The organism is Corynebacterium sp. P3-F1 (assembly GCF_030503635.1).
Classification (GTDB): domain Bacteria; phylum Actinomycetota; class Actinomycetes; order Mycobacteriales; family Mycobacteriaceae; genus Corynebacterium.
This window is the reverse complement of the sequence record NZ_CP129965.1, coordinates 1320587-1343513: the sequence shown is the minus strand read 5'-3', so window position 1 is coordinate 1343513 and position 22927 is coordinate 1320587. Positions and strand designations below refer to the sequence as shown.

At 64.5% G+C, this 22927-nt stretch carries 20 protein-coding genes; 8 read left to right on the top strand and 12 right to left on the bottom strand.

Translation table 11 applies throughout. The features are described from left to right. Positions 1-29: 29 nt before the first annotated feature. The 5 genes from QYQ98_RS06255 to QYQ98_RS06235 form a co-directional block, all read right to left on the bottom strand. Positions 30-845, bottom strand: coding sequence for a hypothetical protein (locus QYQ98_RS06255; protein ID WP_302006039.1), 816 nt, complete (start codon positions 843-845; stop codon positions 30-32). Positions 846-925: 80 nt separating this feature from the next. Continuing rightward, on the bottom strand, positions 926-1705 hold the full coding sequence (locus QYQ98_RS06250; protein ID WP_302006038.1) for a VOC family protein: 780 nt from the start codon (positions 1703-1705) through the stop codon (positions 926-928). 3 nt (positions 1706-1708) lie between these two features. Further along, positions 1709-2008 (bottom strand): RNA-binding S4 domain-containing protein, encoded by a 300-nt coding sequence (locus QYQ98_RS06245; protein ID WP_302006037.1) that lies wholly within the window; start codon positions 2006-2008, stop codon positions 1709-1711. Positions 2009-2088: 80 nt separating this feature from the next. Beyond that, complete coding sequence (locus QYQ98_RS06240) at positions 2089-2763, bottom strand: LysE family translocator (RefSeq protein ID WP_302006036.1); 675 nt, start codon at positions 2761-2763, stop codon at positions 2089-2091. Then, a complete protein-coding gene (locus tag QYQ98_RS06235) occupies positions 2764-3468 on the bottom strand; it encodes an SDR family oxidoreductase (RefSeq protein ID WP_302006035.1) in 705 nt (234 codons plus the stop codon). 46 nt (positions 3469-3514) lie between these two features. On the opposite strand from QYQ98_RS06235, the gene QYQ98_RS06230 reads away from it, so the two are divergent. From QYQ98_RS06230 to QYQ98_RS06220, 3 genes are all read left to right on the top strand, one after another. Then, positions 3515-4099 carry a sugar O-acetyltransferase gene (locus tag QYQ98_RS06230; protein WP_302006034.1) on the top strand — a complete coding sequence of 195 codons (585 nt, stop codon included), beginning with the start codon at positions 3515-3517 and terminating at the stop codon, positions 4097-4099. 149 nt (positions 4100-4248) lie between these two features. Beyond that, on the top strand, positions 4249-6531 hold the full coding sequence (locus QYQ98_RS06225) for an ATP-dependent helicase C-terminal domain-containing protein (protein ID WP_302006033.1): 2283 nt from the start codon (positions 4249-4251) through the stop codon (positions 6529-6531). 47 nt (positions 6532-6578) lie between these two features. Further along, positions 6579-8060, top strand: coding sequence for an amino acid permease (locus QYQ98_RS06220; RefSeq protein WP_302006032.1), 1482 nt, complete (start codon positions 6579-6581; stop codon positions 8058-8060). A gap of 96 nt (positions 8061-8156) precedes the next feature. On the opposite strand, the gene QYQ98_RS06215 is transcribed toward QYQ98_RS06220, so the two are convergent. After that, positions 8157-8447, bottom strand: coding sequence for a hypothetical protein (locus QYQ98_RS06215; protein WP_302006031.1), 291 nt, complete (start codon positions 8445-8447; stop codon positions 8157-8159). A 71-nt stretch (positions 8448-8518) separates the two neighbouring features. Further along, entirely contained in the window at positions 8519-9265 is a 747-nt protein-coding gene (locus QYQ98_RS06210; RefSeq protein WP_302006030.1) for a TSUP family transporter, read from the bottom strand. 26 nt (positions 9266-9291) lie between these two features. On the opposite strand from QYQ98_RS06210, the gene QYQ98_RS06205 reads away from it, so the two are divergent. Then, the gene (locus tag QYQ98_RS06205; RefSeq protein ID WP_302006029.1) at positions 9292-10434 is read left to right on the top strand and encodes an AbrB family transcriptional regulator; all 1143 of its coding nucleotides are present in this window, start codon (positions 9292-9294) and stop codon (positions 10432-10434) included. On the opposite strand, the gene QYQ98_RS06200 is transcribed toward QYQ98_RS06205, so the two are convergent. After that, entirely contained in the window at positions 10431-12083 is a 1653-nt protein-coding gene (locus tag QYQ98_RS06200) for a DUF885 domain-containing protein (RefSeq protein ID WP_302006028.1), read from the bottom strand. The genes QYQ98_RS06205 and QYQ98_RS06200 overlap by 4 nt on opposite strands. Positions 12084-12315: 232 nt before the next feature. Here QYQ98_RS06200 and QYQ98_RS06195 point away from each other — a divergent pair, with 232 nt between their 5' ends. Beyond that, complete coding sequence (locus QYQ98_RS06195; protein WP_302006027.1) at positions 12316-13395, top strand: ROK family transcriptional regulator; 1080 nt, start codon at positions 12316-12318, stop codon at positions 13393-13395. Positions 13396-13428: 33 nt separating this feature from the next. Here the strand turns inward: QYQ98_RS06195 and QYQ98_RS06190 are convergent, their stop codons facing one another. The 3 genes from QYQ98_RS06190 to amn all read right to left on the bottom strand — a co-directional run bounded on the left by QYQ98_RS06190 (position 13429) and on the right by amn (position 17227). Further along, the gene (locus QYQ98_RS06190; protein WP_302006026.1) at positions 13429-14679 is read right to left on the bottom strand and encodes a glycosyltransferase 87 family protein; all 1251 of its coding nucleotides are present in this window, start codon (positions 14677-14679) and stop codon (positions 13429-13431) included. Positions 14680-14852: 173 nt separating this feature from the next. Further along, complete coding sequence (locus tag QYQ98_RS06185) at positions 14853-15764, bottom strand: Sir2 family NAD-dependent protein deacetylase (protein ID WP_302006025.1); 912 nt, start codon at positions 15762-15764, stop codon at positions 14853-14855. Positions 15765-15844: 80 nt separating this feature from the next. Continuing rightward, positions 15845-17227: an AMP nucleosidase gene (gene amn / locus QYQ98_RS06180; RefSeq protein WP_302006024.1), complete on the bottom strand. Its 1383-nt coding sequence runs from the start codon at positions 17225-17227 to the stop codon at positions 15845-15847. 50 nt (positions 17228-17277) lie between these two features. Here amn and QYQ98_RS06175 point away from each other — a divergent pair, with 50 nt between their 5' ends. The 3 genes from QYQ98_RS06175 (at position 17278) to QYQ98_RS06165 (ending at position 21337) form a co-directional block, all read left to right on the top strand. Next, entirely contained in the window at positions 17278-18270 is a 993-nt protein-coding gene (locus QYQ98_RS06175) for a hypothetical protein (protein WP_302006023.1), read from the top strand. A gap of 92 nt (positions 18271-18362) precedes the next feature. Beyond that, a complete protein-coding gene (locus QYQ98_RS06170) occupies positions 18363-19778 on the top strand; it encodes a M20/M25/M40 family metallo-hydrolase (RefSeq protein WP_302007706.1) in 1416 nt (471 codons plus the stop codon). 56 nt (positions 19779-19834) lie between these two features. Further along, a complete protein-coding gene (locus QYQ98_RS06165; protein ID WP_302006022.1) occupies positions 19835-21337 on the top strand; it encodes a succinic semialdehyde dehydrogenase in 1503 nt (500 codons plus the stop codon). 166 nt (positions 21338-21503) lie between these two features. Here the strand turns inward: QYQ98_RS06165 and QYQ98_RS06160 are convergent, their stop codons facing one another. After that, positions 21504-22697 carry an alpha-amylase family protein gene (locus QYQ98_RS06160; RefSeq protein ID WP_302006021.1) on the bottom strand — a complete coding sequence of 398 codons (1194 nt, stop codon included), beginning with the start codon at positions 22695-22697 and terminating at the stop codon, positions 21504-21506. Positions 22698-22927: the final 230 nt, after the last annotated feature.

Below are 22927 nucleotides of genomic sequence, written 5' to 3'. Positions count from 1 at the left end.
TGCGCCCGGCAGGGCCAGCTGACGGACGCCTACACCTTGTCCAGGGTGCGCAGCCCCCAGCGGCCCTGATCTGTCATCCAGATGGACAATTCTCCCGCGCCGTTGACTGCGGTGAGGGTATCTGCAGTGCTCTCCTTCAAACCGAAGGAGAGCGGATTCCGCTCCGACTGGTCAATCCATTCGTGGACATCGTCGGTGTGTTCGTCGATATCTCCGTAGCTCATCGCCGCGGCCACCCAGTTCGGACCAAACGACACGGAGCCGAACGCGGACTCCCTGTCGTCGGCCCAGCCGAATTTGGAACCGATCGCCCCCTCCAGCTGGTCCGTCCCAAAGTCCTGCTTCAACCCGTCTTGGGCGTACGGTGCGTGGTTGGCCATGCCACGGACCAGAGGCTCCGCAATTGGATCATCGAGGATCGCACGCACGAACTTCGCCAGATCGTAGGGCGATGTCCCCGATTTACCCCAATACCCACTGCTGTGAGTATCTTCCAGCTCGAATTCCTCGGCCACCCTGTTGATGGCGTCCGGGTACTCAGAATCGAGCTCGACCGCCAGAAGGTCGTCGGACACCCGAATCATCCGCAGCACCTTTCCCTGCTCTTCCGGTGTGCCGTTCGCAAGCACGTAATAGCCCAGGTACAGCTTGGCCAGGGAGAGCGCCGGGCGTGTTTCCCGCGCATTCGGCGTCCCCGTCCAACGCCCGTCGGAGTGGAAGACAACAAGGTCGGTGCGTTCCCCCGGGTCGCCGGGAATGACGTCGATCGCGCGCGCCTGCTCAGCCGCTTGTACCGCGGCGAGCAGGCCCGCAGTCAGCGTCGCTGCGGCGAAGAACCTTTTCACAAGAGCTCATTATGCACTGGAACGCGTACGCTGAAAATTCGCAGCCACCGCCCGCCACATCGGCCTCAGCGTGGCCGGCGCTACAGGTGGAGGATCGAGTCGCCCTCGTCCAATGCATCTTCGTCGACAGGTTCGTCGACCTCACACAACGTCACAACAGCGCCAGTCGAGTCTACTGCCGTGAGCAGAAGACCGAACGGGGAGTTCTCGGGGCCACGGAGAACCTCGCCGCCGAATTCCTCGATGCGAGAGCGAGTCTCGGCCACATTAGCCACACCCAAGTACGAGCGCCAGAAGCTGGGCACGTCAGCAGGAATCTGCTCGCGCGCGTCCCAGATCCCGGCAAAAGCAGCACCATCCTGCATCGCCAGCAGGTATCCGTCGTTCTCGACGATGTCCCACGCGAACAGATCGCCGTAGAAAGACGCGAGCTTATCCGCGTCCCCCGTGCACGTGTATTCATGCCACACCGGGGTCCCCGGCTCACCAGCCGCCACGAAAGAATCTTCGCCCTCAGGCTGGAAGAGACCGAACCAGCCGCCGACGTTGTCGGCGCACAAAGCCATGGTGCCCAGGGACACACGCTGCGGTTCCGCCAACACCCGGCCGCCAAGGTCGCTCACCCGCTGCGAATCCCGTCCGATGTCGGTGGACAGGAAGTACGTCACCCAAGCGTCCGGCATCGTGTCCTGCGGGACCATTCCCGCCACCGGCATTCCCTCCACGCGGGCGATGCGATAGTCACCCTCCTGAACATCCCAGCCCAGAATCCGCGAGTAGAAATACGCCGATTTCCGTGTCTCGGACGACAGCAGGTCGATCCAGTACGGCATGCCCTCACGGGCCTCAAAAGCTGGCATTGGTTACAGGTTCCTCCACTTTTCCGGGTCGAAGTCGTCGTTGGCGGTGCGCTCGTCGAAATAGTCGTCGCCGTCAGAGCCATCGGCGCCGTCGGCCACCACCGTCGCGGTGATGCTGGCGGACGGGATGGAGACCACGTCGCCGTCGATAAGCTCGTGCCCACGCGCCGTGACGGACTGGCCGTTGACGAACACCTCGCCTGCAGAAATGAGCTCCTTCGCGTGCCCTCCAGTTTCCGCGAGGTTTGCGAGCTTGAGAAATTGGCCGAGTTTGATGCTTTCACCGCTAATGCTGATATCCATATGCAGGCAATTCTAACCGGGCGACCTCGATCCAGTCGGCGGGGCATCGCTTGTGCGGCAGGGCGAATACCCCTGCGCGATCAGAAAAGTGACTGAAGCCCCACCGCGCCTTCAGCGACCATCCACACCGCCAAGGTGATGAAGATCAGCCCCGTCACAATGTCGACCACATCCCCGTGCCGGTCCAGGAAACCGGCGAAAGTGTCCACCAACAGCGCGAACCCGACGAACCACGCGAACCCGATGACCACCAGTGTGAACAGGATGACCATCATCCATTCCAACCCCATTCCGGGGCGGATGAATTGTGCGAAGACCGCGCCGAAGAACAGCACCGCCTTCGGGTTGGACAAGTTGGTGGCCACCCCGATCCCAAACGCCTTGCCGGTCGTCGGAGCTGTGGCCTGGCTCGCGGCCTCTTGCGGGCCCTCGCCTACGCCAACGCCGACACCAGCACCCAGCCGCCGCGCGGCGAGACCGGCGCGGACTGCACCGGCACCCATGTAGAACAGGTACGCGCCGCCAACCAGCTGCAGGAAGGCGAGAATCTCTGGCACCGCCTGAATGAGGGCGCTGAGCCCCAAGAGCGAAGCGGCGATCCACAGCGTGTTGCCCGCCATGATGCCCACCGCACACGCCACACCCGCCGCTCGCGACTTCACCCCCAGGCGCGCGATCTGCACAACGTCGGGACCGGGGCTGGCAATGGCCGCAATCCAGATGCCGACGAGAGCCAGCACATCCGCCGAGCTCATCTAGCGTTCTGCCTGGTCGCGCGGCATGATGTTCATCGTGTCGATGTTCACGTGCGGCGGCAGTGACGCCACCCAGCGGATCGCCTCCGCAATGTCCTCCGCCGTGAGGTTGAGCTTCCCGTCGTAGACTTCCGCGGCGCGCGCCTCGTCGCCGAAACGGTTGAACGCGAAATCGGTCTTCACACGGCCCGGGTCGATCTCGGTGATACGAATCGGGGCATCGACCTCTTCACGCCTGAACGCGCGCGTGAGCGCACGAAGCCCGAATTTGGCCGCGTTGTAGCCCGACCCGCCGACATACGCGTCCCAGCCGGCGACGGACCCGACGTTGATGACTAGGCCTTCCGCCGCGACGATCGCCGGGTACAGCGCTTTCGTCACACGCACGGTGCCCAGCACGTTCGTCTGGTACATCCAATCCCAGTCTTCCGGCTTCGCGTCGCGCAACGGATCGAGCCCCCGCGCGCCGCCCGCGTTGTTCACCAGCAGGTCAACGCGCTCAAGCTGCGCCGCGAGCTTATCGACGCTCCCTTGGTCCGTCACATCCAACTCCACTCCAACGCCGCCGATGTCGGCGGCGATCGCGTCGCACAGCTCCTTGCGGCGCGCGCAGACGTAGACGGTCCACCCGTCTGACGCCAATGCCCTCGCCGCTGCTTCCCCGATCCCTGCAGACCCCCCAGTGACTACTGCGATATTGCTCATGCAATGCAGTCTAGGCGCGCCGCCGCGCTCCATTACCCTGGCGCGCATGAGCACACACGACCACTCCGTAGAAAACGCCACCCTCGACGACCTGCGCGCCTCCCGCTGGTACACGCCCGGCTCAGAGGACATCGACGCAGCCCATCAGGCGGCGTGGAAACGCATCCGGGAATTCAACGCCCTCGGAAACACCGACCAGTCACGCGCCCAAGACTTCCTGTCCGAAATTTTCGCCCCCGGCTCCGCGGTCCCTGGCGTCTTCGCGCCGCTCCACGTGGAGTACGGCGTGAACACCAGCTTCGGCGAGCACTGCTTCCTCAACTACAACTGCGTCATTCTCGATGTGGCGGAGGTGAAGGTGGGCGAGCACACACTGTTCGGTCCTGGCTGCCAGCTCATTACCGTCGAGCACCCGGTCGACGACGCCGAAGCACGCGCCGCCGGCTGGGAACGCGGACGCCCCATCTCCATCGGCGATAACTGCTGGTTCGGTGCCGGCGCGATGGTCATGCCCGGGGTGACCATCGGCGACCGCTGCGTCATCGCCGCTGGTGCCGTAGTGACCAAGGACGTGCCGGACGATTCACTCGTCGGTGGTGTGCCGGCGAAACTGATCCGCTCGCTGGGCTAACTGGCCACGTCTACTCTGCAGTTACTGTCCAGGTAGATCTCGTCGAGGTCCGCCATCGCCTGTTCCAGCGCATGCCGCGGCGAAACCGCCTGGTAGTCGTTGATGGTGACGGTCGGCGCAAGGTCGACGCACGGTAGATTGGGGGCACCATGTTCGACCTTTCCACCATTGGCGCGGGCCTCCCTGTCGCGGACGTCATCGGCGACATCCCGGCGCGCGGCCCGCTGGTCGTCGAGGCGCCCCCGGGCACAGGCAAGACGACGCTGCTGCCGCCGGCGATCAGCAACCTCACCGCCGACAGTGGCGTCACGTTGGTCACCGCGCCACGACGCGTCGCTGTCCGTGCGGCGGCGCGCAGGCTCGCGCTTCTCGACGGCTCCCCCTTAGGCCACCGCGTCGGCTATTCCATCCGCGGCGAGCACAAGGATGGTGCCCTAGTGGAATTTGTCACCCCAGGGGTCCTGCTCAACCGTCTGTTAAAGGATCCGGAGCTGACCAGTGTCGGCGCCGTCGTCATCGACGAGGTCCACGAACGCCAGCTGGACACCGACCTAGTGCTCGCCATGGCAATGGAGGTGGCGTTCCTGCGCGAGGATCTCTACCTCGCCGCCATGTCCGCGACCCTCGACGCGGACGCGCTCGCGAAACACATGGGCGCGCAGATCCTTTCCACCGAATCTGTCACCCACCCCCTCGACGTGAGCTACCACCCGCATCCCGGCCGCGCGGAGGGGTCGATGGAGTTCTACCGCCACATCGCCAACCTCGCCGCTGGGGCGTCCGCTACATCTGCGGCCCCGCCCGCCCACGACGGCCGGACCCTCGTCTTCGTTCCCGGCGCACGCGAAGTGGACGCAGTGTGCGCGCATCTTACCAGCGCCGCACCGTTGCACGGCAGATTGAGCAGCAAGGAGCAAGACGAGGCACTGAACGGCAACGCGAAAGTCGTCGTGGCAACCTCCATCGCCGAAAGCTCGATCACCGTGCCGGGTGTCAACCGCGTCGTCGATGCAGGGCTGTCCCGCGTGCCGCGCCGCGACGCTGCCCGCGCCATGACGGGCCTGGTCACTGTGTCTGCCGCGAAGACGAGCACCGATCAGCGCGCGGGACGCGCGGGCCGTCTCGGACCGGGAGAGGTCCTGCGCGCCTACTCGCAGTCCGACTACCAGCACTTCAGCGCCGACATCGCCCCCGAGATCACCACCGCGGACCTGACCTCCGCCGCGCTCGCCATCGCTGCGTGGGGCTCGCCCGACCTGCCGCTTCTCACACCTCCTCCCGCTGCAGCGCTCGCCGATGCCGAGCAGACCCTTCGCTCCCTGCGCGCTCTCGATGCGGACGGTGCCATCACGAAGCTCGGCACTCGGTTGGCCGCGATGCCACTCGACCCGCGACTTGGTGCCGCCCTGCTCGAGCACGGATCCGGTGCTGCACCTACTGTCGCCGCGCTTGCTGAAGGGGTCGGCGGCGATCTCGCCCGCGCGCACGCCCCGCAACGGCAGGTAGAGCGCTTCGCTCGAATGGTGCCCGCCAGCGCCGCGGTCCCGCCCGGCGACGTCATTGCCGCCGCCTACCCGGAGTGGGTGGGCGAACACCTCGGGGACCGCGAATACCTCCTGGCCAGCGGCACGCGCGCCACGCTCGACACCACGATCCCGCCCAGCGAATGGATCGCCGCCGCCGAAATCCAGCTCACCGGAAAAGGCGCCGTCATTCGCGCCGCAGCCGCCACAGAGTTCCCAGCCGACCGCGTCAAAGAATCGACAACAGCATCGCTCATCGACGGCCGCCTCCGCTCCCGCCGCCTCACCTCCGTCGGCGCCATCGAGCTGACCTCCACCCCCATCAAACTCTCTCCTGCTAAGGCCCAGGAAGCCCTTGCCGGCATCCGGATCGACTTCGATGATTTCGTCCTCGACGAGCCCGCCCAGCGTTTAGCGGACCGTCTCATTTTCCTCCGTGAACGCCACGGAGACCCCTGGCCCGACGTACGGGAGGGCGACTACTCGCCCGAAGTGGCGGAACTCGCGCACGGCGCGCAGATCAGCACTCTCGACATGCGCACCGCGTTGATGCGGCAACTGCCCTGGCCTGAAGCCGCCGACATAGACACCCTCGCGCCCGAGCGCCTCAGCGTGCCCAGCGGCTCCCACCCGCGGATCGCCTACTCCACAGGCCGGCCCGTCGTCCACGTGAAGCTGCAGGAATGCTTCGGGCTTGCCGCGTCCCCGGAAGTCAGCGGCGTGCGCGTGCTCTTCCACCTGCTCTCCCCCGCCGGACGTGAACTCGCTGTCACCGACGACCTGGCCAGTTTCTGGGACGGCCCCTACAACGATGTGCGCAAAGAAATGCGCGGCCGCTACCCCAAACATCCCTGGCCCGAAGACCCGTGGAGCGCGCAAGCCACCGCGAAAACGAAGAACCGGATGTGACCCCATATTTAACAAAAGCTGGGAAACTCCCCGTAAGTTAATCCCCTATGAGCACAGCCCAAAGCCAACGCACCCATTCGGTGACCATCTGGACGCTGGTGTCCCTCATCATCGGCTCCACCGTCGGATCAGGCATCTTCGCTCTGCCGCAGAATATCGCCTCTGTGGCAAGCCCCGGCGCGATGCTCATCGGCTGGGCGATCGCGGGCGTGGGCATGCTGTCCATCGCCTTCGTGTTTCAGATTCTCGCGCGCCGCAAGCCGCACTTGGACTCCGGGGTGTACTCCTACGTGCGCGCGGGTCTGGGCGACTTCATCGGCTTCACCTCCGGTTGGGGCTACTGGCTCGGCTCGGTGATGGCGCAGGTCGGGTACGCGACGTTGTTCTTCGGCACTCTCGGCCACTACCTGCCCTTCTTCGACCAGGACAACCCCTGGGCCATGGCACTCACGGTCTCCGTGCTCACCTGGGGCATCTTCTTCGCGCTCACCCGCGGTGTGAAGCAGGCGGCGCTCATGAATCTGGTCACCACCATCGCGAAACTCGTCCCCATCCTGGCGTTCATCGTGCTCATCGCCTTCGCGGGGTTCAGCTGGGATAAGTTCACCCTCGACTTCTGGGGCGAGAGTTCCGGTATCTCGCTCTCCGAGCAGATCCAGGGAATCATGCTGTTCACCGTGTGGGTCTTCATCGGTATCGAGGGTGCCTCGGTGTACTCCAAGCAGGCACGGTCCCGCCAGGATGTCGGCCGCGCGACAGTCATCGGCTTCCTGTCGGTGCTGGGACTCCTCGTCGCCGTTTCGACGCTGTCCTACGGTGTGCTCACCCGCGAAGAGCTGGCGGCGCTGCCGGACAACTCCATGGGCGCGGTGCTTGAGGCGGCTGTCGGACCGTGGGGTGGCGCGCTGATCTCTGTCGGTCTCTGCCTGTCGGTGCTCGGCGCTTATATTTCCTGGCAGATGCTCTGCGCGGAACCCATTGTGATGATGGCCAGCGATGGCCTTCTGCCCGAGCGCCTTGCCAGCACCAATGATGCCGGCGCGCCGTGGATGGCGCAGCTGGTCTCCACCACTGTGGTCCAGTTCTTTGTCATCCTGTTCTTTGCCAACGAGACCTCTTATAACGCAATGGTGCAGCTCGCGACCATCATGTACCTGCTGCCGTACATTTTCTCCGCGCTGTACCTCGTGCTCCTCGCGGTTCACTGTAAAGGCCTGACGCACCCCCACGCGGGTTCGCGTTTCGACGACTCCGGCCCCACCATCTCCTCCTCCGACAACCGCCGCCACCTCGTCATCGGCATCATCGGCTTCATCTACTCACTGTGGCTGATCTACGCAGCCGACCCCGTCTACGTCCTCTTCGGCGCCCTCGCCGTCCTGCCGGGGTTGATCCCCTACCTGTGGACACGACGCGCTAACAACGAGAAGGCCTTCAACAAGTTCGAGTGGGTGGTCGTCGCTCTCGTCATCGTCGGCGCAATCGTCGCTGTTGTCGGCCTCGTCAACGGCTCCCTCGTTTTGGACTAGCCGACGATCCACAACCACCGACCGCCTACCACCTGGTCTCCCATACCGGGGCTACCGAGCCGTCCATTCATTCGCCCCGGATCACCCTGTCCCGGATCACCCAGTCATGGCCAGGATGAAGTCTGAGGACACCACCACGAATTCGTTGTCCAGCTCATGACCTGCCTCCACGAGCGTGAGGTTGTCCGGCAATTCCTCCCTCGTCGCGAGAGCTACGGCCAGCACAGGGAGCGATTCCGAGTCAGCCACGATGTGCAGCTGCTCAATGGTGGTGCCGGAAACGAACCTCAGCACAGCATCCACGATGTCCTCGGCCTGTTGCGTATCCACGGCCTCCTCATCGAAATGGCTGACAGTGACAGCCATGGCCGTCTTCGTTTGAATCATGGGGACCAACCCTAAGACCGCCGCCTGATGAATCACTGTGCCGAGCTATCGGCCCCGCCTGAAAATTCCGCTTAGAGCTGAACGGCAAGGTAGGTAGACAACACCACCACGAGGGTGAGCAAGGCATACCGCACCAGTTTCGCGCCGCCGCCGAGGACCGTTCGGGCACCGATCTGAGCACCCACGACATTCGCCGCGGCCAGTGCCAGCGCCAGCGGCCAATCCACCAGGCCGGCGGAGATGAACACCACCAGCGCACCGACGTTGGTGGCCGTGTTCACCACCTTCGCCATCGCCGCCGACCGCACGAAATTCTGGGCGAACAGCGCCGTGAACCCCATGATGAGGAACATGCCGGTGCCGGGACCGAAGGTGCCGTCGTAAAACCCGATGACCGCCACCAACCCGGCAGCAGCGAGCACGCGGCCACGCGTCAACTTTGGAGGCAGGTCCGCCTCCGATGTGCCGAACTCCGGCTTCACCGCCACGAACACCCCCACGGCGATGAGGAGGACGAGGATGGTGGGGCGGAGAAGGGAAGCGTCGATAAGCGATGCTGCGAGCGCACCCACTGCCGACAGAGCCCCTGCGATGAGCGCGTAACCCCATGTGTGGCGGGGCACGCCCACGCGGCGCACAAGCGTGACCGCCGCCGACGCTGTGCCCGAAACAGCCGCGAGCTTATTCGTAGCCAGGATCGCCGCCGGCGGCATCGACGTCGCCGCCATGAGCACAGGAATGAGAATCAAGCCACCGCCCCCGATGACCGCATCGACCCAGCCTGCCAGAGCTGCCGCGGCGACCACGATGGCGAACATAGGCCCCCACGCTACTATGACGAGACGTGGAACAACGCAGCCGATGGATGATAGTCGCTCCGCTCTCGGTGCTCCTCGGGTACCTGCTCACCCGCCTGCACGTTCCCGCCGCGTGGATCCTCGGAGCGATCGTGGTGTCCGGTTTTTCCGCGCTCGGCACCGGTCGCGAACTGAAGGTCAACGCGACCTTCTACAACTTCTGCCGCGGAATCATCGGTGTGCTCGCCGCCGTCCCGCTCGCCGGAGTGCCACCGGCGGAGCTACTGCACTACCTGCTCCCGGGACTCGTCTCCGCAGCCATGATCATCGGCATCGGCTTCGTCGGTGGCCTCTCGCTCGCGCGGTACGCCGGCAATAAAAACGACGACGCGCTGGCAGTCAGCCGCGAAACCGGCGTGCTGTCCATGCTGTCCGGTGGCGCGTCCGTCATGATGTCGCTCGCCAGCGAACTCGGCGCCGACATGCGCTACGTCGCACTCACCCAGTACCTGCGTCTGCTCGCCGTGTCGATGACGCTGCCGCTCGTCGCATCGTTTCTCACCCACCCCGGCGGCAACCACTCCGACGGGATGGAGGTGACGTGGTGGATGCCGCTGCTGGTCGTCGCCATCGCGATTATCGGCGGTCCGCTCGGCCGCAAACTCCACCTGCCAGCGCCGGCGGTGTTCGGGCCGCTGATCATCACCGCCATCCTTGGTGCGGTGCTGCCGGTCCCCATCGCCCCGCCAGAGACGCTGGCGATCATCGCTTTCATGTCCATCGGCTGGGCCTGCGGCGGCGGGCTGAGCGTCCCCGCCCTCAAGCGCTTCGCTCGCCTGTTGCCCGCCACGATCACATTCATCGTGGTGGTCATGGTGGCGTGCGCGGCAATGGGCTACGTCGTCGCGCACTGGCTCGGCATCACCTTCTTCGAGGGCTACCTGGCCACCAGCCCCGGCGCGATCGAGACCGTGCTGGCGCTTTCGTCGGAAGGCGGCGGCGGACCAGCCGTTGTCGCGCTGCAGCTCATCCGCCTCATCTGCATCCTCGTCTTCGCCGGTTCGCTGCCGAAGATTCTGCGCGCGATGGACCGGCGCACAGGCCACGCCGACGGGGACGACAGGGACAACAGGGACGACGGAGACAGCGCAAACGATGCGGGCGCCCCAAGCGACACCGACCGCGGCTAGCGGCAGAGCACCTCGCGGGCCAGCATGTCCATCGGCATGGATCCCAAGCGCAGTGCCTTATCGTGGAACTCACACAGCGTCATGCCTTTGTCGCGGGCTTTCTCGCGCAGATCCATCCAGTCCCTGTAACCGAGCGCATAAGACGTGGCCTGGCCGGGCCAACCCATGTAGCGGTCAAGCTCGAATCCCAGGTTCTGCTCGTTCATCGCGGTGTTGTCGCGCAGGAAGGCTTTCGCGTAGGACGCGTCCCAGTGGCCGGTGCCGTCGGGTGTCTTCTTGTGCAGGTGGACACCGATGTCGACGGCGACGCGGGCAAGACGCATGCGCAGAGAGTCAAGCAGGCCCATGCGGTACCCGGGGTCGTCGAAGTAACCCAGGTCCTCCATCAGGGTCTCGGCGTAGACGGCCCACCCTTCACCGTGGGCGGCGTTCCAGTTCAGTGTGCGGCGCCACAGGTTGAGGGTGTCGCGCTGGGTCATGGCAATGCCTTGCTGCACGTGGTGGCCAGGAACGCCTTCGTGGCAGATGCGGGCGAGCTCGTGCCAGGCGTGGAAACCGTCCTGCCCCTGCGGCACGGACCACCACAGGATGCCGGGACGCATCAGGTCCTCGGACGGCGGGGTGTACATCATCCCGCCGGTTCCGGCGGCGTCGACGCGGCAGTCGAGGTGCTTGATCTCTTCCGGGAGAGTGAAGATTTCGCCGTCGAGACGCCCGATCATTTGGTCGGACACCGACTGCATCCAGTCAACGAGTTTCTCATTGTCGGTGAGGGTGTAGGAGGGATCTTCATCGAGACGCCGGTAAGCGCCTCGTGCGGTGCATTCCCCGTCGAAAAGGTTTCGCGCGACTTCCTGTTGCCGTTCCACGATCTGAGCGAGCGCGTCGAGCGACCATTGGTACGCCTCATCGAGGTCGATCTTGCGCCCAAGGAAGAACTGGGAGAACAGTTCGTAGCGTTCGCGGCCGACAGAATCCTCGTGGGATGCCAGCGGGGACAGCTCGGTGGACAGCCAGTCAGCCATCTCCGCGAACGCGTACTTCGCCTGGGAGACCGGCTCCACGTCGAAGTCGAGCCCCATCGATTCCAGGAGGGAGCCGTCTTCAGCGAGCGCTTCGCACTGGCTGATCACAGCGTCGATCTGGCGTTGCGACGCCACATCGCCCTGCCCCGCCGCCTCCGCCAACGACTCGCGGTAGCCGGCGAGAGACCGGCGCACACACAACATGCGCTCGGCAAGGTTGTGCAGGTCCTCCTCCGTGTCCTTCGGCATCACGGTTAAGGCGTTGCGGATGATCTGCACCGGCGACGTGACATTGTTGAGCATGCGCAAGTTCTCGCCGCGGTGGTGCAACTCCAGCTCCACCAGCATGCGGTCACGGAGGATCGCGCCGGTGACGTAATCCACCTCGTCGAAATCGTCGTCGTCGTCGGAGGCGTCGGTGCCGTCGTGAAGCGCGTCGACGTCAGCGATGAGGTCGCGGATTCGGTCGGCGATATCGTTCCAGTGCTCCGGGCTGAAATCCTGCAACCGGTCGTCGTAGCCGGAAATACCAAGCTCAGTAGCGAGCGTCGGGGAGAGCTCGGCGAGGTCGTAGACGAAATCCTCGCAGGTAGCGTCGAGTAGCGATGGGGCGCGTTCACTCATGAGTGCAGAGTTTAACCATGTCGGGACGGTTTGGGCATTTGGGAAGCGCAAGGAGCACCCCAAGCACCTGGAGCACCAGCCACACCAAGGGCACCTGAAGCGCAACGCCCGAGCCCGCAAACGCCGACCCGAACCGTCCTCCCGCTTGCCCCCCGCTTGAATAGTCCGCTTAGTGCAGAGATTCACGGACCGAATGGACAACATGGTCTAGTGGCGTTCTACAATACGAGGCATGAAATCCTCGTGGTCTGCGTTCTCGCGCCCCCACAACCCCGCCGCGAAGTGTTTGCACTTGGTGAGGTTGAACACGGTGACGTCGAGAAGCGAGCTGGTTGTGGCGACAGGCTTGTCGCAGCCCACGGTGACCCGCGCGATCGCCGCGCTTATGTCCGCCGGCTACGTCAAAGAGCGGACGGACCTGACCAAATCGCAGGGGCGTGGCCGCCCGATCATCCCGCTGGAACTCGCTGAACTCACCCCGGTGTTCGCCGGCATCTCCGTCGGAACGGCCACGACATACATCGCGCTCTTCGACATCAAAGGCCGCACGATCCGCGACCTGGACGTGGACCTGCCCGTTGCGGATGTGAGCCAAGACGACTTCATCCAGCACATCATGGCGGGCCTCAACCGGCTCATGGCGAACCTTGACCGGCCGCTGGCCAATGTCGGAGTGACCACGTCCGGGGCCGTGAGCCCCGACGGCCTTGTCAACGCACCCAACCTGGGGTGGCACGACGTCAACATTGGCGCACAGCTCAGCGAACAGTTCTCGGTGCCCGTTACCGTTTCGTCCGCTGTCGCCGCGATAATCGGCTCAGAAATCCAATCCGGTGAAATCATTGGCGACGCACCTATCATGGCGATTTTCGCCGACGATTCCATCGGCGCAGCAGTCACCGAAAACAAACGCGTCCTGCCCATCGCCGTCGACCGCGAGGACCTCACCACGCACGGACTGCTCGACAGCATCAAGAAACCAGGGCATTCGCTTATCGACACCGTCCAGCTCTCCCAAACCGACCCCTCCATCCGTTCTGCCCTGGACAAACGCGCCGAAAACCTGGGGGCCGTCGCCGCTCAGCTCATGGATGCGCACGGCGCCTCCACTCTGGTCGTCGCCGGCTCCGCATTCATCGAGGACTCGAAAGCACCCGCCGTCTTCGCCCGCTCCGTCCGCCAGACCCTGCCCGGCGGTGCCGAAGCGCGTCTGCGCATGATCCCGACCCACCGCGAGATGGTGCGCGACATCGCCCGCGCAGTCGCTCTCGATCTAGTGCTTCGCGAGCCGCTGGCCGTGACCCTGCCCTAGCGCCGCACCCCGACTAGCGCCGCCCCGCCGCGATCAGTGCTGCGCTGCCACTGCCCCCTCGCCGAGGGGCTGCACAAAGCTGCCCTGCAGCTGACTTTTGGCACGCCGCCGCTCTAAGAACCCGTGGAAAATGTACGCCACCAGGAACACCAGCGCCGCTGGCAGGTACATCCACGAGAGCCCGCGCTGACCATTCCATTCCCACACCAAGTCCGCGGCAACATTCCCCGCGATGAACGGCAGACAGACCACCACCAGCGCCCCCACCGACAGCAACCCCGCGACCTGCCAACGGACAGCGTTTCCGCCGAAAAAGCTAGCTGCAGCCTGGTTCGCGGCGACGAACACGGCAATGCCCAAAGGCACGATCCAAACCCAGTGGTGGTACCAGGTGAACGGGGAAACAAGGCACGCGCCAATGCCAGTCACGCCAACGGCGACGGGGATGCTGCCGCGCTCGACAGCCAGCCATGCAGCTGTGCCCACAAGGACGATTGCTGCCACCACGGCGACAAGCCACACCGCACCGGAGTCGATGCCGAGGTTGCGGACCAACACCGATTTCAACGATTGCGCTCCGGGATTGAAATGGTCTCCGACGCGGCTGGAATTGAAGATAGCGTCCGTCCAGAAGATCTTCGCGTCCGGCACCACGAGGAATCCGAGCACCACTGTCACCAGGAAGGTGAGAAAGCTACCCAGCGCTGCCCACCAGCGCCGCTGAATGAGAAAGAGGATGCCAAAGAACGCTGGAGTGAGCTTGATACCCGCGGCCAGCCCCACCCCAATCCCGGGCAGGCGGTGTTTCAGCGGCAGAAAATCCAGACACACCAGGAGCATGAGCACGACGTTGATCTGGCCCCAGAACAACGTGGCGTGCAGGGGTTCCGTCCCGAGCAGGAAGAATACGGCCAGCAGCGGAATGATGAGCAGGAATGACAGGGAACTCACGTCAATCCTCAACCGCCGCAGACACAGCCAGACCACCGCGATCACGCAGGCGACGGTAGTGGTGTGCCAGATCGCGGTGACAGTGGTGTCCTCGATCGCGCTCACCCAAGCGAAAATCAAGCCAGCAAAAGGCGGGTATGTGAAGGGAAGATCGTTGAAAATCGGGCCTTCGTACAAGTTGACACCGTCGGTGACGCGTTCCCCTCCGCGCATGTAGATCCACAGATCGAGGGGGATGTCAGTTTCGAACACGCTGTGCACGGGCGCCTGTGTTTTCGCGTAGCCCAGCGCGATGAGCACCACAAGCACGCTTAGGCTTGCGATCACAGTCATACGTCCTGCCAGCTGATTCACGTCCTGAACGCTACCCTGTCACCACTATGCCCTGCAGTAGAGCACGCTCAGTGAAACGGGGATTCTCAGCTGGGCTACAGGTCTCGGCTGCGGGCTTCACTTCCGGCTCACGGCCACCGATCACAGCCACGAGTCTCGGCTGCACGACAGCACTACAGGTCGAGGGCATCGAGCAGCGCGTCGAGCGCGTCGCCCACGTCGGTGCGCCACAGGACAGCCGCTTTCTGGTCGGCGCGGCCGGGACCACCGTTGATCACGGCGACCGGTTTTCCGGCGGCGCGCGCGTCGAGGACCAGGCGGTACCCGCTCATCACAGCAAGCGAGGTGCCCACCGCGACCAGAGACGTCGACGCATCCAGCCATTCGCCAGCCGTTTGACGACGCTCCCCCGGCACGTTCTCCCCGAAATACACCACATCCGGTTTCATGCGCCAGCCCCCGCACCGGGTGCACTCCACCATGGTGAAATCACGGACAGCCTCCTCCGGCAATTCCACGTCGCCGTCGGGGTTGATCATGGAGTCAGTCACCAGGACTTTTTGCAGGTAGGTGGGGTTGGCGGAATGGAGGCGGGCGTCGAAAAGCGATCGTTCCTCCCTGAAACCGCAATCGAGGCACACGACGTGCTCCATGTCTCCGTGCAGCGCGATGACGTTGCGGGAGCCAGCCTTGGTGTGGAGACCATCGACGTTCTGCGTGATGATGCCGCTGATCATCCCGGCGCGCTCCAGCTCCACCAGAGCGAAATGCGCGCGGTTCGGCGTCGTGGCGCGCATCTGCTGGATCCCCACGAACGCGCGCGCCCAGTAGCGCTGCACCGCCGCCGGTGAATGCGCGAACTCCTGGTACGTCATCGGACGCCCCTTGGACAGGCGGCCACCCGGCGAGCGGTAATCCGGAATCCCGGATTCCGTGGACACCCCGGCACCCGTGACCACCAGGGCGGGACCTCCTCGCAGCAACCCGGCGACCTGCTCGAGCGACTCCTGCGGCGGGGTCGGGTCCGCGGTCTCGCGCACTACGCGCTCGATGGAGCGGACAGCGCTACGGTGAGCAAGTGCCACCACCGGGTCCGTGAAATCGGGCTCCGGGAACACGGGCTTGGCTGCAGATCCGGCTGCGGGCCCGGTCGAGCACCGCCGCGTCACCTGAACGGTACCTCGCCCTGCGCGCGACGCAATTTGCGGGTGCGCAGACGCTCCGGGTTCTTGGCCAGGCGCTCCATCGCGCGCACCGCGCACATGACGTGCGCCTCCTTCGAGTTGGAATAGAACGCCTGCGCCGCGGCCGGCAGCTTCGGCACCGCGTGCAGCGGAAGATCGGACACCGCGAGCAGCGTTCCGTACGGCACCCGGTAGCGGTACCCGTTCGCGGCGATGGTGCAGGACTCCATGTCCACAGCTGCCGCGGTGGAATTGCGCAGCCACTCCCACAGGTCGCGCGGCGCTTGCCACTCCCAGTTCCGGTCGTCGGTGGACAACACCGTGCCGGTGCGCATGAGCGACTGCTCTTCGTCGCCGTAGATCTTCTTCACGGATTTCTCCAGTGTGCGCTGGATCTCCGGTACCGCGGGGATCGGAGTCTCCGGGTCGATGTGGTTGTGCAGGACATGGTCGCGGCGCTCGTACGCGTTGCCAAGAATGAGGTCACCGATACGCATACGCGCGTCCAAGCCCGCGCAGTGGCCGATCATGATCCAGCACTCGGGGCGCAATACCGCCAAGCAGTCCGTGATGGTTTTCGCGTTCGACGGGCCCACACCGATGTTGATCATGGTCACGCCGTTGTTGTCATCGGCCACAAGATCGAAGCGCGGCATCTGGTAGTTCGACGCGAGATCCATGGCCAAGGCATCGATGCCATCCACGTCACCGCGCTCGATGCGGGTGCCGTTGGGGAGGACAAGGGCGTGGTAGCGGGCGGAATCGTCGGCAAGCTGGCTCAGCCCGAACTTCACGAACTCGCGGGTGTGCATCTCGTAGTTGGTGAACAGAATGAACTTCTGCACCGAGTCCACCTCGATGCCGGTGTAGTGCTCAATGCGGGCGCAGGCGATATCGAAACGCTGCGGCCCGAAGTGGAACAGGGGCTTCTCCGCACCGTGGAAGGCGTCCCAGTCGCCGTCGATGATGGCATCGTGAACGTCGTCAAGCGTGGGGCGCGGAATCTTCGCGTCGGCGCGACGCGTCGCGCCCTTGATGTACTCGGGCGCGATCCCGATATCGGAGTAGCCGACGGAAATCTCCGCGTTGTAATTGTCCACCAGGCACCGCAGCTGCTGCCGCAAGTACCCCGACATGAGGTCCGGGCGCGACACCGCCGCCGCGTACACCCCCGCCTCGTCGACATAGCCGAACGGCTCAGAGCGGTCGATCGGCTTCCATTCCTTGATGTCCACCGCGATCTTCGGGTACAGGACCTCCGCGTAATCCCCACCGTCGCGTGCGACATCGCAGGCAGCGGCATACAGCTCGATCAGCTTATCGACGGCCCCGTCAACGCTTCCCACAACCTCTAACGCTCCCATGCGCCCAACCCTACTGAAACGCAGAAAGTAACGGGCTAGAGTTCAAGTCTGTGACTCCACCTGTGAACATGAAGCGTCGAATCGCGGCCCTTTTCGCCGTGCTTCCGCTCGCGCTCGTGTCGTGCTCCGGCCCAGGCTCGCCGTCTTCCGCCCCATCCGACGAGCCGGCCGCAACCACCGCGCCTGATGCGACCGCGAACCTGAACCTCGATGGGTTGGATGAGAAAATCGCCGCGATCGAAGAGAAAACACACACGCAACTCAGCTTTTCGCTTTTCGACGGCACCCGCGCCACCAACTCCGGCTCCGGCGGTGCTCTCCCCGCATGGTCCACCATCAAAGTCCCCATTGCTCTGACCGCTTGGGAACACTGCGACGACAAAGACTTCGTCCTCGAACAGACCAGGGCCGCAATCGAATGGTCCGACAACGATTCCGCCTACGCCCTCTGGCGCTGCATCGGCTCCGACGACGAGGCCAGCCGGTTAGTCGGCGAGGAAATCGCCAGATCCGGCGTGTCCGTGCACGTTGAGCCCGTCTTCGGCACCACAACCTGGCCCAATCCTGCGCAGGCGCGCTACGCCCAGCACCTCGCCTCCATCCCCGCCGACAACCCCGTCATCCAAGAAATGCACAAGATTGACGAGGATCACAGCTACGGCCTCGGCACCATCGCCGACTTGCCGTTCAAAGGCGGCTGGTCCGATGACACCGACGGGTCGTTCCACGTCCGGCAGCTCGGATTCTTCACTTTGAGCGGCTCCGGTGCTGGTTCGGACGCGGGAGCGGCGTTCGGCGTCGCCCTCGCCGCCCGGTCCCCGCTCGGCTCCGAGCAGGACTGTCACGACGCGTTGGATGAACTCGCCGCTCTCCTCGCCAGCTCCACACTCCAGCTTCGGCTGAAAAACAATCCGGTTCTTCCCGGGGAGCAGGATCCGGAGAGCAGCGACAGCAAAGAAAGCGACACCGGCTCCACCGATGGCCCCGCCACGGACACCAAACCTGAGGATGCTGACGCTGAGGCTGCCGAAACTGAGGCTTAGGCCAACGCCGGCGCAGGTCCCCCCCATTAACGCACACCATGAGTGGCAAACCGAAACTAAACCCTGGATAAGGAGATGCAGTGACACCGCCGATGGCGCATGAAGGAAGTCTCGAAGGAACCACCGTCGATCTGCTGAAGAAGCTGATCCGCAACGCGTGCGTCAACGACCTCACCGCGGACTCCGGCCAGGAAGTGCGCAACGCGGACACGCTCGAGGAGTTCTTCGCGGACACCTCCGTAAAGATCCGGCGTTTCGAGCCCCATCCCGGCCGCGTCTCGGTCGCCTTCACGGTCCCGGGCAGTGACCCGTCAGCTGAGCCGTTGACACTGCTCGGCCACACCGACGTCGTTCCTGTGGACGAAGACAAGTGGACGCAACAACCCTTCGCCGCCGAGACCGTTGAGGCAGCTGACGGTGCCCGCATTTACGGCCGCGGCGCCACCGACATGCTCTTCATCACCGCCGCGATGGCAGCAGTCACTCGGGAAGTCGCCGTGGCTGCCGAGGAGTCCGGCACCCCGCCCCGCGGCACCCTCACCTTCGTCGCCTGCGCAGACGAGGAAGCTCGCGGAGGTTTGGGCGCCGGGTGGATTGCCGAAAACGAGCCCGAGGCCTTCAGCTGGCGCAATTGCCTCTCTGAGACTGGAGGATCCCACATCCCCGTGCAGGGTGTGGGCAACGCAGGTGACACGGGGAGTGCAGGTGACACAGACAGCGCGGACGGCGCGGGTGCGAAAGATGCGATCGTAGTAGTCGTCGGTGAGAAAGGAGCAGCCCAGCGCCGCATCACTATTCACGGCGACGCCGGCCACGGATCCGCGCCCTACGGACGGGAGCTCACCGTCGGACTGATCGGGGAAGTCGCGCGCCGCTTGAGCGCCATTGAACCGGATGTCGTCTCCGACGACCTGTGGCAGGGCTACATCCGGTCCTTCCGCTTCGACCCGGCAACGGAGGCGGCACTCATTGCGGGAGAGAACTACGAGGCGCTCGGCCCCCTTGCGCGCTATTCGCACGCCATGAGCCACCTCACCGTCGCACCGACAGTGTTGCATGCCGGCGGTGCGATCAACGTGCTGCCGTCCACCGCCTACATTGAGCTGGATATTAGGCCGTTGCCGGGGCAGGGGCAGGGGGATGTCGATAAGCTGCTGCTTGAAGCTCTCGGCGACTTGGCCGAACGCGTCGACATCGAACACCTCATCACCGAAGACGCGACCGTTTCGCCTGCGTCCGGGCCGCTCTACGACGCCATCACCGCCACCCTCCACGAGTTCTTCCCCGACGCCGAGATCGTGCCCACCATCGCAGCCGGCGGCTCCGACCTCCGCTTCGGGCGAAGGCTCGGCGGAGTCGGCTACGGCTTCGCCCTCCACGCCACGGGGCGCAGCTTCGGCGAGGTGCTCGACCAACTCCACTCCCACGACGAATTCGTCCACGTCGAAGACGTCGAACTCACCGCCCGCGCGTACCGCAGCCTTGTGCGCCGTTTCCTTGGTATTTGATTTTTGTCGCCAAAGGACCTGTGCGGCGCTATGCCTGTGCACTATGTTTGGGGACTATGACGACGCAGCTCAACCAGGATAATTCCACGAAAACCATCAAAAACCCCGCTGACGGCAGCATCGTCGGCACCACCAACTACCACTCCGCAGACACCGCCCGGCAGTTCATTGAGCGCGCCCGCGCCAAGCAACCCGAATGGGCCGCCACACCGGTCAAAGAGCGCAAGAGGATCATGCTGCGCTACCACGACCTCGTGCTCAAACACCAGGCCGAGCTGCTCGACCTCATCCAGGACGAAAACGGCAAGAACCGCCGCTCCGCCTTCGAAGAAGTTCTGGACAGCGCCCTGACCGCACGCCACTATGCGTACCGCGCAGGGAAAGTGCTGACGAACAACCGGGCCAAGGTCGCCCTGCCGATCGCCACCAAGACTCACGTCGAGCACGCCCCCGTCGGCGTCGTGGGCATCATCGCGCCCTGGAACTACCCGCTCGTGCTCGCGCTTTCCGACGCCATCCCCGCCATCCTCGCCGGCAACACCGTGGTGCTCAAACCCGACTCCTCCACCCCGCTCACCGCGCTGCGCGCCGCAGAACTCTTTGCTGAAGCCGGCCTGCCGAAGGACGTGCTCAATGTCGTACCCGGCTCCGGCCGCGAAGTAGGTCAGCTCCTCGTCGAGGAGGCCGACTACCTAATGTTCACCGGATCCTCCGCCACCGGCGCAAAGCTCGCCGCACAAGCCGGCGAACGGCTCATCGGCTTCTCCGGTGAGCTCGGCGGCAAAAACCCGCTCATTGTCACCGCAGATGCTGACGTGGAAAAGATCGTCAGCGGTGTCCGCCACGCCTGCTTCTCCAACACCGGCCAGCTGTGCATCTCCATTGAACGCATGTACGTCCACCGCGATGTCGCTGACCGTTTCATCCCGGCGTTCGTCCGATGTGTGGAAAAGATGCGCATCGGCGGCGGCCACGACTGGAATATCGACATGGGCTCCCTCATCAACGAAGACCAAGCAGACACCGTCGCGGAATTCGTCGAGGACGCAGTGAGCAAAGGCGCGACCATCGCCACCGGCGGCAAGCGCCTGGCCAACCTCGGCCCCGCCTTCTACGCTCCGACCGTGCTGCTCAACGTCCCCGAAGACGCCAAGCTGTACCGCGAAGAAGTCTTCGGCCCGGTCGTCTACATCGAAGTCGTCGACTCGCACGAAGAAGCCATCGCCAAGGCCAACGACACCGAATACGGACTCAACGCCTCCGTCTTCGGCAAGCCGTCCACCGCGCACAAGATCGCGTCACAGCTCCAGGCGGGAACTGTGAACATCAACGAGGGGTACGGCGCCGGATGGTCCTCGATCGGTGCACCCATGGGCGGCTGGAAGCGCTCCGGTGTCGGTCGCCGCCACGGCGACGGCGGGCTGCTCAAGTACACCGAGTCCCGCACTGTTGCCGAGCAGCGACTTGTCCCGATTGCCGGCCCCGATGGCATCGCCCCCGAAAAGTGGGCGCAGGCACTCACCTTTGCGCTCAAGTACGGCCGCGACCTGATGCGCTAAGCGTTTCCGCGCATGCCTGCGGGGCCGCGGGGCGACCTTTCCGCCCGGCTGTGCGGTTTGTACGTAGTTCTAGTTGCTCCGGGGCGCCAAAGTCCACGCGGGGAAAGTTTGGGGTGCTCAAGCCCATGCGGAGAAGCTCGGGACACCCAAACCCAACAGGAGGGGCTTAGAGTACCCACTCATAGACGGTCTCGGCGGCGTCGGAGGCGGCAGCGGCGGAGCGGATGCGGATGCCGGGGGCGGGGGTGAGCCAGGCGTCGATAAGCAGCTCCTCGTTGTCGGCGAAGACGCGGTAGCTGATGGTCTCGTTGGTTTTGTCGAGAACCTCGATGTCGGCGTGTGTGAGCCACTGGTTGCGGCGGCGTAGGCCGATGAGCGCCTGGTGCTCGCGGAAGATCCACGCGCCGAGTTCGGACAGCTCGCCGGGGGTGGCAGGCAGCGGCGGGCGGACGGCGTCATCGGCGCTGAAGCCTTCGCCGCGGGCACCTTCGAAGCCTTGCTCATCGCCGTAATAAATGCTGGGCATGCCCGGCAGCGTCAGCAGAATGCCCAAAGCGATGACCGACTTGTCCTGGCCGACCTTGCTGGCGATGCGGTCGACGTCGTGGTTGCCGATGAACGTGTTGGTCAGCAGTTGGCTGGCCACCTTCTGGTGGCGGGTGAGGGCGTGGTCGAGCTCCCAGAAGTTCTCGTCCTTGAGCGAGCTCCAGATGGCTTTCCAAAGCTCGTACTGGGTGACGGCGTCGAGGGTGCCGTCACGTGCGATCTGGACGTAGTCGCCGTGGATCACTTCACCGAGGAAGAGAGCATCGGGGTAGTCGGCGCGCACGCGGGCGAGGACATCGGACCAGAATTCGGGCGGGACGGAGTACGCGACATCGAGGCGCCAGCCGGCGATGCCGCGGGCGAGCCAGAATTTCATGATGTCGGCGACCATGTCGCGCACGCGCTCGTCGTCGTGGTGCAGCGTGGCCAGTTCGTCGTGCCCTTCCCAGGAGGTGCTGCCCGCAAGGCCCTTATCGACGGCCGCGTGGCTCGCCGCCACATGGTTGAACACCCCGTCCAGCATCACTTTGATGCCGCGCTGGCGGCAGGCGTCCATGAGCCAGTCGAAATCCTCGTTGGTGCCTAAGCGGGAGTCAATGCGGTAGTGGTCGAGGGTGTCGTAACCGTGGCCGACGGACTCGAAGATCGGGGCGAGGAGCAAGCCGTCGCAGCCGAGCTCAATGAGGTAGTCGAGCCAGGGTTCCAGCTGGCGCAGGCGCGGGGCGGCGTCGGAGCCGTCCCCGGCGCGGTCGCGGATCGGGGCGCCCGCGGCGCCGAGTGGGTACACATGCCACCAGATCGTGCTGTCGAGCATGATTCCTCCTGGTTTTCAGTGGTTTTAAGTGATCGCAAAATGGGTGAGCTGGAACGAGCTGCTTAGCAATATTCAAAAACCGATATTACCGCCCAATTCTGGTGTTCTAGCCATGGCCCAGAAGGATTGGAGGCTTACCTTTACTCAGCCCGATAGCATGTCAAATACTCAGCCCGATAGCATGTCAAAAAGGGTGGACAATCACGACTCCCATTTGTATATTCCTAGTT

Excerpts from the sequence above, each read along its gene's own strand:
- QYQ98_RS06250 (WP_302006038.1), bottom strand. The coding sequence starts at position 1,705 with ATGCCAGCTTTTGAGGCCCGTGAGGGCATGCCGTACTGGATCGACCTG.
- QYQ98_RS06245 (WP_302006037.1), bottom strand. The coding sequence starts at position 2,008 with ATGGATATCAGCATTAGCGGTGAAAGCATCAAACTCGGCCAATTTCTC.
- QYQ98_RS06240 (WP_302006036.1), bottom strand. The coding sequence starts at position 2,763 with ATGAGCTCGGCGGATGTGCTGGCTCTCGTCGGCATCTGGATTGCGGCC.
- QYQ98_RS06235 (WP_302006035.1), bottom strand. The coding sequence starts at position 3,468 with ATGAGCAATATCGCAGTAGTCACTGGGGGGTCTGCAGGGATCGGGGAA.
- QYQ98_RS06230 (WP_302006034.1), top strand. The coding sequence starts at position 3,515 with ATGAGCACACACGACCACTCCGTAGAAAACGCCACCCTCGACGACCTG.
- QYQ98_RS06225 (WP_302006033.1), top strand. The coding sequence starts at position 4,249 with ATGTTCGACCTTTCCACCATTGGCGCGGGCCTCCCTGTCGCGGACGTC.
- QYQ98_RS06220 (WP_302006032.1), top strand. The coding sequence starts at position 6,579 with ATGAGCACAGCCCAAAGCCAACGCACCCATTCGGTGACCATCTGGACG.
- QYQ98_RS06215 (WP_302006031.1), bottom strand. The coding sequence starts at position 8,447 with ATGATTCAAACGAAGACGGCCATGGCTGTCACTGTCAGCCATTTCGAT.
- QYQ98_RS06210 (WP_302006030.1), bottom strand. The coding sequence starts at position 9,265 with ATGTTCGCCATCGTGGTCGCCGCGGCAGCTCTGGCAGGCTGGGTCGAT.
- QYQ98_RS06200 (WP_302006028.1), bottom strand. The coding sequence starts at position 12,083 with ATGAGTGAACGCGCCCCATCGCTACTCGACGCTACCTGCGAGGATTTC.
- QYQ98_RS06195 (WP_302006027.1), top strand. The coding sequence starts at position 12,316 with ATGAAATCCTCGTGGTCTGCGTTCTCGCGCCCCCACAACCCCGCCGCG.
- QYQ98_RS06190 (WP_302006026.1), bottom strand. The coding sequence starts at position 14,679 with ATGACTGTGATCGCAAGCCTAAGCGTGCTTGTGGTGCTCATCGCGCTG.
- amn (WP_302006024.1), bottom strand. The coding sequence starts at position 17,227 with ATGGGAGCGTTAGAGGTTGTGGGAAGCGTTGACGGGGCCGTCGATAAG.
- QYQ98_RS06170 (WP_302007706.1), top strand. The coding sequence starts at position 18,363 with ATGGCGCATGAAGGAAGTCTCGAAGGAACCACCGTCGATCTGCTGAAG.
- QYQ98_RS06165 (WP_302006022.1), top strand. The coding sequence starts at position 19,835 with ATGACGACGCAGCTCAACCAGGATAATTCCACGAAAACCATCAAAAAC.
- QYQ98_RS06160 (WP_302006021.1), bottom strand. The coding sequence starts at position 22,697 with ATGCTCGACAGCACGATCTGGTGGCATGTGTACCCACTCGGCGCCGCG.